Source organism: Phormidesmis sp. 146-33 (assembly GCF_052939515.1).
The window spans coordinates 22769-31273 of the sequence record NZ_JBJPHU010000083.1 but is presented as its reverse complement, the minus strand read 5'-3'; the positions used below and the strand labels follow the sequence as shown (position 1 = coordinate 31273).

The window sequence follows — 8505 nt, the reverse complement described above, 5'->3', positions numbered from 1 at the left end:
CGTCATTCGGGATACTTCCGCTCCCTGCCGATGATTCGAGGTTCTTCTGAGCAATTAAGTGTGTGGCGACCCTAGCTAAATCCCGATTTCAAGAATCTTAGGGGGGTCGGTCTGCCACTCTCTTAAGATACAAGGGAGGGCAGTTTGCGGCATCTTATGTTTAATTAGGTCTGTCTACTTATTGGTACTGATCTATGAACTACTGACTTGCCTCTGATCTGTCAGGGCTGACGCTACCCGACCACACCCAGCTACCCAAATCAGACGGCATCTTTGTAAAAAATTTTCAAGAACATCCACAGAGCGTCTTACTCACCGATGCTAGATGACAAACCGATCGCCCGATTTGAGCCAGGTCGATCATGCAATGGTTTCTGAGCTTATTGCAAATCAATACCAATTAGGTCAAGATACTTTTGAGGTTTGCGCCTTTCTTATCGGAGTATCTGGATCACCATGACGATCGCACTTTCTAGTCAGACTTATGACGCTTTGTTTGAGGAAATGCTGGAGTAGATGCGCTATCCCGATCCTGAAGATGAGGCAGATGTGATTATTCCGTTTCCGTCTGAACTGGGGCGAGGGCTATCTCGAATCATTGACCTACGAGAAGGAATCGGATTAGTCATGGACTATCATGAACCCTTAAATGGTTTTGCAGTCTCCTGGGAAGAAGTTCACGAGCCTGATTATCTAAGAGTTGGGTTTCATTTATCAGGCGTTCATCACAGTCTTGAAGTTACCGTTTGTCCGGGAGAGTACTCTTTGATCGGTCGAGGTGCATCGTCTAAAGGATCATTTGAATCTGCTGCGGAACCGTTGAGAGAAATTGCTTTTTCGATTTCGATCGATGAGATTCGATCGTTCTTCGGTCAGTTACCTGCTGGATTACAACTATTGATTGGATCGCCGGATCAGTTGTCGTTTGTTCAGGGATATCGATCAACTCCCGCAATGGAGATTGCCTTACAGCAAATTTGGCAATGTCCCTATCATGGGGTGATGAAGCAACGGTATCTCGAAACGAAAATCTGGGAGTTGCTGTTGCTGTCGGTTGAGCCATTGTTAGAAGAGTCGCCTTTACTATCGCTTGAGCAGTTACCAGGAAATCTGAAGTCGGAACAGGTCGATCGCATTTATGCTGCGAGAAAAATTCTGTTGCAGCGATTAGAGAATCCGCCTTCGATCGCTGAATTGGCGCGATTGGTGGGACTCAACGATCGAATTTTGAAGGAAGGGTTCCGGGCTTGTTTTGGCACGACTGTGTTTAATTATTTGCACCACTACCGATTGGAGCAGGCACAGCAGTTGCTATTGACAGGCGATCTGAAGAGTGAAGAAGTGATGCATCGGGTGGGTTTTACCAGTCGGAGCTATTTTGCAGCAGCGTTTCGTAAAAAGTTTGGCATAAATCCAGGAGAATACAGCCGTCAACAGCGACACAGACGATGAGCGGGCGTGAGCTTGAAAAAAAGTACGTCTATCGACCAAAAAAAGTTCTTCTACCGACCAAAAAGGGCTTCCAATCTCAACTGCATCCCCAGTATTGTCTATTGATAACGATTCCTAAGTACTGGTGTGATGATGATGAGTGTGTGGCTGCGATCGCTTTTCGTTTCTGGCGCGTTTGTTCTGGTTGGGGCACTGTCCGCAATGGCAACAGAGCCGACGGTTTCTCGGCTGCAAGACCGTCCGAAAGCGGCGACAACCGTAAAGGAATGGATGGCGCAAACGGAGGCACAGCAGGCGCAGTTGGTGCGGGTGACGGGGGTGAAGGTGAATCCAACGCCGCAGGGATTGGAGATTGCGCTGGAGACGGAAAATGGGCAGGCGTTGCAGGCGACACAACAGGCGGAGGGCGATACGCTGATTTTGACGGTGCCGAATGCGGTGTTGGCGTTGAGCAGTGGGCAGGCGTTTGAAGTTCAGAAGCCAGGGGAGGGAATCGATCGCATTGCCGTGACGCAAGCGGATGCGACGACGATTCGGGTGAGCATTACGGGACTGAATGATTTACCGAGTGCTGAGATTGTGGCGGGACAGGGGTTGGTGTTGGCAGTGACCCCAGAGGAAGGAATTGAAGAAGAGATTACGGTGACGGGGGAAGGGCGGCGAGGGTATCGAGTGCCGAATGCGAGTACGGCGACGAGGACAGATACGCCGATTCGGGATATTCCTGGTTCGATTCAGGTTGTGCCGCAGGAGGTTTTGCGCGATCGTAGAATACGATCGATTGGAGAAGGAATAGAGACTGTGAGTGGCGTAGTTGAAGCTGGCAAGTACTTCAACGGCACGAACGACTCCATAAGCATTCGCGGCTTTACAGTTTCCCGAACTCTCCGAAATGGATTCCCTGAGAACGCTGGTAATTCGCCCGTTAGTACTATCCCCGCAATTGTCCTTGATCGGTTAGAGATTCTGAAAGGTCCATCCTCAGTAGTGTCGGGTGCGATAGAACCGGGTGGGATTATTAACTATGTCACTAAGCAGCCTTTGCGCGATCCTTCCTACAAGATTGGCTTTGAGGCAGGGAGTTTTGGACGGTATCAGCCTAGTATTGATCTATCAGGTCCGCTGACAGCCGATAAAAATGCCCTTTACCGCCTCATTGCTGCCTACGAACGTCGAGAGAGTATCCAAAAATTCGGCAACTCCGAGATTACGTCATTCGCGCCTTCAATTTCATTTAAGCTGGGCGATCGGACAGATCTAGATTTGTACTTCGAGTACAGCAGGTACTATGCTAATCCCTTCATATCTGGGGTTCCAGTTTTTGACGATGGCAGTTTGCCTGAACGCAGTGTGTACCCTGGTTATCCCGGTTTTAATGAAATCGATGCGAGTGATAGAAGGGCTGGTTATTCATTAACCCACAGCTTTAATGAAAATTTGCAGATCCGCAACAATTTTGCTTTTACTAATACATTCTACAAAAGAAGACAAGTCTACGTAGACTCAGTTGTGGACAATCGTTTTCTCCGATTTGGTACTTTTGATGCCGATGAGAGCTATTACAACTACTATGCCGGAGTTGACTTACTCAGCAAGTTTAGGACTGGGTCTGTTTCCCACAACGTTTTGATAGGCTTGGATTTCAACTACTACACGACTAAGGGTGTCAGTGCTGGTAATTTCGATCCAACCGTTATCCCCTTTTTAGATATCCGCAACCCCAACTACAATGCTTTGACAGCAAAACCAGAGGTTTCTGCATCTCCTACAAATGTAACTGATAGAAAATCCTATGGACTCTATATTCAAGATCAGATCACCTTTAGTGATCAATGGAAATTACTGATCGGCGGACGCTATGACTGGATATCTGATGATACAGGATCGATTAGTCTGGATGATGTCAGGACTACTTCTGTGCAAAATGATGCAGCCTTCAGCCCTCGCATTGGCTTAGTTTATCAGCCCAGTAAAACTGTTTCACTTTATGCCAGCTATACCCAGTCGTTCAATCCAGCGATCGGACGCAATCCAGATGATCGCCCGTTTGAGCCAACTAAGGGAACGCAATACGAAGCTGGAGTTAAGACTGATTTTTTCAATGGTAGGCTTTCGGCAACTTTAGCAGCTTATAACATTACAAAGACAAATGTGCTGACTCCTGATCCTGATCCTAGCTTGGCGGTGCAGGGCTTCCAAGTGCAAGTTGGGGAACAACGCAGTCGCGGGATTGAGCTAGATGTCGCGGGCGAAATTTTACCGGGTTGGAGGATCATCGCTTCCTATGCGTATACTGATGCAACTGTCACTACCGATAATTCTAGTCCTAGTAAAGTTGGTAACCGCCTTGCAAATGTGCCGCAAAATCAAGCTAGTTTGTGGACGACCTACGAAATTCAAAAGGGGAATGCGAAAGGATTGGGATTTGGCTTCGGGCTGTTTTATGTGGGCGATCGTGAAGGTGATTTAGAAAACACATTTTCACTAGGGGACTATTTACGGACTGATGCGGCAGTCTACTACCGTCGCAATGGATTTAATGCTGCGATCAACATCCGTAATCTCTTTAACGTGAACTATATTAGTTCGTCTGCCTACAAGTTATATGTCGATCGAGGAGAACCGTTTACCGTTGTTGGCTCGATCGGTTGGGAATTTTGAGAAGATGTTTACCAGTTGACGTTAGGTAAGCAATTGCCATGATCGATCAGTTTGCGGAGAGTCTACGAAACTTGATAGGGAAAAAGCAAATCTGCTACCTATTTCAGTTGTTCCTACTGATGGCTTTCTCTACCTTTCTACTTGCCGCCTGTCAACATTCATCAGTACAAGAGCAATCTGCTCAAGTAAAACTACCTGACTGTCAAGTTGTTCAACACAAATTAGGGGAAACCTGTGTTCCAAAGCAACCACAGCGCATCATTGCCCTAGGAATTTCTTGGACGCTTGATCCAGTTTTGGCACTGGGTCTAAAACCAATTGCAACAAATACTTATAATTATGGAGAAGGAAGCTATTTTCCTGGACTTTCGGATGCGGAAGTTGCAGGAATTGAGATTATTGGATCTGAGAATCAGCCCTCTTTAGAACGAGTTTTAGGATTGAAGCCAGATTTAGTCATTGCCCTTGATCTTGATCCGCGACTTTACAATCCAATCTCCACGATCGCGCCAACAGTAGTCCGAGAATTTGAAAAAATCAAGTTCTCTTTCAAAGATAACTTTCGCTCGATCGCTCAACTGCTAGATCGCGAGGCAGAAGCAGAAAAAATTCTCGATCGCTATGAAGAAAAAGTCAGCAGATTACAAAGACGCTTAGAAAGTCAGCCCCAAAAACCAGAAGTTTCGGTCATTTATCATGTAGGAGGACAGTTTCAAGCACCAGCAAGTGAGGCGATTTGTTTTCAGGTGCTAAACGATCTCAATGTCCCCATCAAATCTGTATTTCTGAACCAAACTGAATACTTGCCGATCAGTATCGAAGTCATTTCTGAATATGATGCTGATATCTTATTTATTGTTGATTTCGATAACAAGCCATCATCTTACTTTTTGCAGAATCCTTTGATTGCATCATTAAAATCTGCCAAAAACCAGCAGGCTTATGCTGTTGGAGCGGATACATGGTTTCCGTATGGTCCTCTGGGGGTCGATAAACTACTAGATGAGCTTTCCAGTTATCTACTAAAGGATAGCAAGAACTGATTTCGCTGATAGTCGATCGTTAAGTTGTGAAGTGCGCGCTGCTCCGCAGATACCGCCAGGGTCGCGCTTTGATGGTCGATCGCTCGATGATGAACTGCGATCGCTTGATGATTTCTCAAGAGGTCGCGCTGCTATGCAGATACCGCAAGGGTCGCTTATCTCTCTGGCGATCGCTCCTTCAACCAAGCTTCTAAATCAGCCACACTGGTGAAATCTAACAACGCCTCGCCCAAGTCTTCTAGCATCGGTAGAAACAAAGTTAAAAGGCGCGACCCTAGCGGTATCTGCATAGCAGCGCGCATTTCCTCCGAAAGTTCCCGTCTCAGTTGTCGGGCGAGAAGACGGGTTACAAATGCGATCGCCTCTTCTTCCCGAACGATCGAGTTCCGAACTCCAAATTTCGAGTTCTGAAGTGGAACGATCGTGTTTTGAAGGAGAACGATCGCATTTTAAGTCGGAACGATCGCTCCATCTAATTCGGCTACCTTAGTTTGAGCAATGCCATGAACTAATCGATTGCACGAACCCGTTGAGTCTTGAACATTGGGCTTCCCCCGCTTTGGGGCAATTCATCCCCTGATTCAGCAACGCCGGAATTAGAAGTAGAACTGCGATCGCGCTACTCCGTCCGATCCCTGTTCCGATCGTTTCAAATACCAGCATGAGAATAATGCGTCGCATTGTTATGTTCTCTAAATTGAATGATGTTAGCGATCGTGCTTAAAACTCCGCTCCCAGACTTCCAGTTGTTCTGGTATCAAAATTTGAGCCATTGCTTTGAGATAATCCACAATTGCATCTCCGAGAAGCAAGCCTCCCACAATGTCCAAGACCATCTTTGGCAAAATCGCCATGACGAGGAACCTGATAATAAATACGATCGGTGCGGCTCGAAACTCTGGCTCAATTCTGGCTTTTAGTTGCTCATTGGCTTGCTGATATTGAGCTTCTTGCTCAGGACTCAACGGCACTCCCGCATCCTCATACATCTGTCGAATCTCCTCCCAGCTTTGAACTTCCATTGTCCAATCTGATCGAGAATCATCCGGTTGCATTGCTGGTTCTCCTGAGTGGGTGTGCAATTAGAAAACAAGAGGTTTATACCCAATCAATTTGTGAATGCTACAGATCCTTCGCCCCTAGACCCCCATTCTGAGGGACTTTGAGAATTCGAGACTTCTTTGGCTTGAAGTCCCCTACAAGTGGCGGATTTAGGTTGCTCTCCAAGATCTGTAGCACTCAAAGATCAATTTGGTATTAGCCTTGCGAACTTGCTCAAACTGTCGAGGCGTGAGATTTGCACCTCTAAATTCATTGTTCAGATTGTGCTTCTCAACGGCTGGATCGCTTTCGCGATCAATGACAGGCGACACTTCCCAACTTGCTTTATCGATCGAGTCAACCAAAGCATCTTTTGGAGACTGAGCAACCGTCACACTTACCAATCCAACCAAGATTGCAGTACTAGCAACAACAGTCATCAACAATCGTCTCATTGTTTTCCTCACGTTAATTGATGTCATTGAACTAAGGAAAAACGCCATCTTTTTGCAATTGCTTTTGGAACGATTTTGGCAGACTTTTGATTTTGCAGTGCCGAGGAGAATCGCCTTCATAGCGCCAAGTCAAGATCTTGCCTGTTCGATCGAACTCCACATTAATTTCGCAAAAGTCCCGATCGACGATCGTTCCTCCACCCGTGACAACAGTTTCCTTTTCGCCCCGACGATTGCGAGACTCATTGACATAGGTTGGTTCTTTAGAAAGCTCTTCTCGATCGGCAATGTAAGAATAGAGCGTGTTTCCATTCGGCAAAGCAAACGAAGTAGTTGGCGCACCATATTTGCGAACAAACTCATTTACATTGCGACCCACCCAACTGCTCATGGTGGTATTCAATTGTTCTTTTGCCTTGCGATCGTCGCAGCCAACTAAGCTAATACTGGTCGCAAGTAAAAGCACCGGAATCCAAACTTTCATATTCATGGTTGTACTTCCTGACTATCGAAATGCTAAATCTGAACGAAGTTCGAGCGTCAAATCAGCATGGGGTCTGATAGAGATACGTTCTGACTGTTGTTTGCCTAGCGCTTTTCGTGTTGCACGGAGATACGTGTTCCCGCTGGAACTAAGGTTCTTTGAGTTGTGACGGCTCGATCGAACGAAGTCCAATCGCTAACCCGCACTTGAGCATTTGCCGCACTTGGAATACTGACACTGCTCAACATCACTACACTCGTCATCAGCAGCGCTAATTTGCTGTGTCTCATCGGTTTCACCTTGGAAATTTCTAGGTTTGTTGGGAACATTTGGCCTTTACCCTGTGCGATCGACTAAAGTCCGCGTCGAGCTTGGGCTACATTGGCTTCTACTCGTGCAGCGCGTGCCGGGTCGAGTGTTTGCCGCGCAACAGTTACAAACCGCTCATACTGTCGTGGCCCTGCTCCTTGTGCAAGTGCATTGAGAGCCGGGAACAATCGCGCATCCTCGGCATCCGTGAGAGGGACGTTTTCGAGTAGACAGCGGCGGAAGACTGACTGAAGAACAACACGGCTCACCGCTTGTTGAATGTTTCTCGATACCTTACCAGCGTTTGCAGTGCCAAACACCGAGCAACCTCGACCCCTCTGAAATTCAGGTTGCAACAACTGTGTCCCACCAGCAGGTTGTGACTCTGTAATCATTTGTGTCCCATTACTGGGGCGTGCAGTATTACTTGCCAGCAAAGCAGCCACATGCGCCTCAATGCGTCCTATACGGTTTGCATCCAAAATTCGACGCACACCAGCGAGGAATGTATCGTACTGCGCCTTAGTTCCAGCACCATTACCAAGATTGTCTCGAATCCCTGCGGTTAGCGCTTTGATCAGGGGGTAGATGCGATCCTCTTCTGCCGTTGTGACGGGGACACCTTCCATCACACAGCGTCGCATGATTAGTTCTAGTAGCACTCGGTTCGCGACTTCACGACCCGCAGGCGTTGTCTGACCGGGATCGACGCGCCCAAACTGTCCGCAGCCGCCACCCCCACGGACGAACTCTGGTGCTGGTGTGGTTGCCCCAGTGAGTGGCTTCGCTTGCGCTAGTTGAGCATAGCCCATTGTCACTGTGAGCGTACTAGCGGCGATTAGAGCTTTCATCTGATTCATCGACAACCGAACACGATTCAATCCGTTCATTGCTTTCACCTTCATTAACTTTGTAGTTTGCTTGTTCCTCTCAGAACAAATCAAATCTACGAGTTAGCAAGGGTTATTCACATGAGGCTAGAGTCCTGATTTTCTGATAGGTCTGGAGTCCTAGGTGAACTGAGAGATAGGGCTGTAGTCCCAAGCGTAACTTGATCAGA

General features: G+C 47.2%; 12 protein-coding genes. 4 read left to right on the top strand and 8 right to left on the bottom strand.

Features of this window, described 5'->3' with window-relative positions; genetic code table 11:
• Positions 1-516 precede the first annotated feature (516 nt).
• The 3 genes from ACJ2PR_RS25390 to ACJ2PR_RS25380 all read left to right on the top strand — a co-directional run bounded on the left by ACJ2PR_RS25390 (position 517) and on the right by ACJ2PR_RS25380 (position 5156).
• Positions 517-1452, top strand: a complete 936-nt coding sequence (locus tag ACJ2PR_RS25390) for a helix-turn-helix domain-containing protein (RefSeq protein ID WP_446879030.1) — start codon at positions 517-519, stop codon at positions 1450-1452.
• 129 nt (positions 1453-1581) lie between these two features.
• On the top strand, positions 1582-4113 hold the full coding sequence (locus tag ACJ2PR_RS25385) for a TonB-dependent siderophore receptor (RefSeq protein ID WP_446879029.1): 2532 nt from the start codon (positions 1582-1584) through the stop codon (positions 4111-4113).
• A 119-nt stretch (positions 4114-4232) separates the two neighbouring features.
• Positions 4233-5156 carry an ABC transporter substrate-binding protein gene (locus ACJ2PR_RS25380; protein WP_446879028.1) on the top strand — a complete coding sequence of 308 codons (924 nt, stop codon included), beginning with the start codon at positions 4233-4235 and terminating at the stop codon, positions 5154-5156.
• Here the strand turns inward: ACJ2PR_RS25380 and ACJ2PR_RS25375 are convergent.
• Positions 5129-5275, bottom strand: a complete 147-nt coding sequence (locus ACJ2PR_RS25375) for a hypothetical protein (protein ID WP_446866659.1) — start codon at positions 5273-5275, stop codon at positions 5129-5131. The genes ACJ2PR_RS25380 and ACJ2PR_RS25375 overlap by 28 nt on opposite strands.
• A gap of 36 nt (positions 5276-5311) precedes the next feature.
• Positions 5312-5482 (bottom strand): DUF4351 domain-containing protein, encoded by a 171-nt coding sequence (locus ACJ2PR_RS25370; RefSeq protein WP_446879031.1) that lies wholly within the window; start codon positions 5480-5482, stop codon positions 5312-5314.
• Between the two features lie 26 nt (positions 5483-5508).
• On the opposite strand from ACJ2PR_RS25370, the gene ACJ2PR_RS25365 reads away from it, so the two are divergent.
• Positions 5509-5646 carry a hypothetical protein gene (locus tag ACJ2PR_RS25365; RefSeq protein ID WP_446879027.1) on the top strand — a complete coding sequence of 46 codons (138 nt, stop codon included), beginning with the start codon at positions 5509-5511 and terminating at the stop codon, positions 5644-5646.
• Here the strand turns inward: ACJ2PR_RS25365 and ACJ2PR_RS25360 are convergent.
• The 6 genes from ACJ2PR_RS25360 to ACJ2PR_RS25335 form a co-directional block, all read right to left on the bottom strand.
• Positions 5643-5837 (bottom strand): hypothetical protein, encoded by a 195-nt coding sequence (locus ACJ2PR_RS25360; protein WP_446879026.1) that lies wholly within the window; start codon positions 5835-5837, stop codon positions 5643-5645. The genes ACJ2PR_RS25365 and ACJ2PR_RS25360 overlap by 4 nt on opposite strands.
• A 26-nt stretch (positions 5838-5863) precedes the next feature.
• Complete coding sequence (locus ACJ2PR_RS25355) at positions 5864-6211, bottom strand: hypothetical protein (protein ID WP_446879025.1); 348 nt, start codon at positions 6209-6211, stop codon at positions 5864-5866.
• Between the two features lie 156 nt (positions 6212-6367).
• Positions 6368-6652, bottom strand: a complete 285-nt coding sequence (locus ACJ2PR_RS25350; RefSeq protein WP_446879024.1) for a hypothetical protein — start codon at positions 6650-6652, stop codon at positions 6368-6370.
• A gap of 31 nt (positions 6653-6683) precedes the next feature.
• Positions 6684-7142 (bottom strand): hypothetical protein, encoded by a 459-nt coding sequence (locus tag ACJ2PR_RS25345; RefSeq protein ID WP_446879023.1) that lies wholly within the window; start codon positions 7140-7142, stop codon positions 6684-6686.
• Positions 7143-7240: 98 nt separating this feature from the next.
• The gene (locus ACJ2PR_RS25340; RefSeq protein WP_446879022.1) at positions 7241-7426 is read right to left on the bottom strand and encodes a hypothetical protein; all 186 of its coding nucleotides are present in this window, start codon (positions 7424-7426) and stop codon (positions 7241-7243) included.
• Positions 7427-7489: 63 nt separating this feature from the next.
• Positions 7490-8335: a hypothetical protein gene (locus ACJ2PR_RS25335; RefSeq protein ID WP_446879021.1), complete on the bottom strand. Its 846-nt coding sequence runs from the start codon at positions 8333-8335 to the stop codon at positions 7490-7492.
• Positions 8336-8505: the final 170 nt, after the last annotated feature.

Excerpts from the sequence above, each read along its gene's own strand:
- ACJ2PR_RS25340 (WP_446879022.1), bottom strand. The coding sequence starts at position 7,426 with ATGAGACACAGCAAATTAGCGCTGCTGATGACGAGTGTAGTGATGTTG.
- ACJ2PR_RS25385 (WP_446879029.1), top strand. The coding sequence starts at position 1,582 with ATGATGATGAGTGTGTGGCTGCGATCGCTTTTCGTTTCTGGCGCGTTT.
- ACJ2PR_RS25365 (WP_446879027.1), top strand. The coding sequence starts at position 5,509 with ATGCGATCGCCTCTTCTTCCCGAACGATCGAGTTCCGAACTCCAAATT.
- ACJ2PR_RS25390 (WP_446879030.1), top strand. The coding sequence starts at position 517 with ATGCGCTATCCCGATCCTGAAGATGAGGCAGATGTGATTATTCCGTTT.
- ACJ2PR_RS25355 (WP_446879025.1), bottom strand. The coding sequence starts at position 6,211 with ATGCAACCGGATGATTCTCGATCAGATTGGACAATGGAAGTTCAAAGC.
- ACJ2PR_RS25380 (WP_446879028.1), top strand. The coding sequence starts at position 4,233 with ATGGCTTTCTCTACCTTTCTACTTGCCGCCTGTCAACATTCATCAGTA.
- ACJ2PR_RS25360 (WP_446879026.1), bottom strand. The coding sequence starts at position 5,837 with ATGCGACGCATTATTCTCATGCTGGTATTTGAAACGATCGGAACAGGG.
- ACJ2PR_RS25345 (WP_446879023.1), bottom strand. The coding sequence starts at position 7,142 with ATGAATATGAAAGTTTGGATTCCGGTGCTTTTACTTGCGACCAGTATT.
- ACJ2PR_RS25350 (WP_446879024.1), bottom strand. The coding sequence starts at position 6,652 with ATGAGACGATTGTTGATGACTGTTGTTGCTAGTACTGCAATCTTGGTT.
- ACJ2PR_RS25335 (WP_446879021.1), bottom strand. The coding sequence starts at position 8,335 with ATGAACGGATTGAATCGTGTTCGGTTGTCGATGAATCAGATGAAAGCT.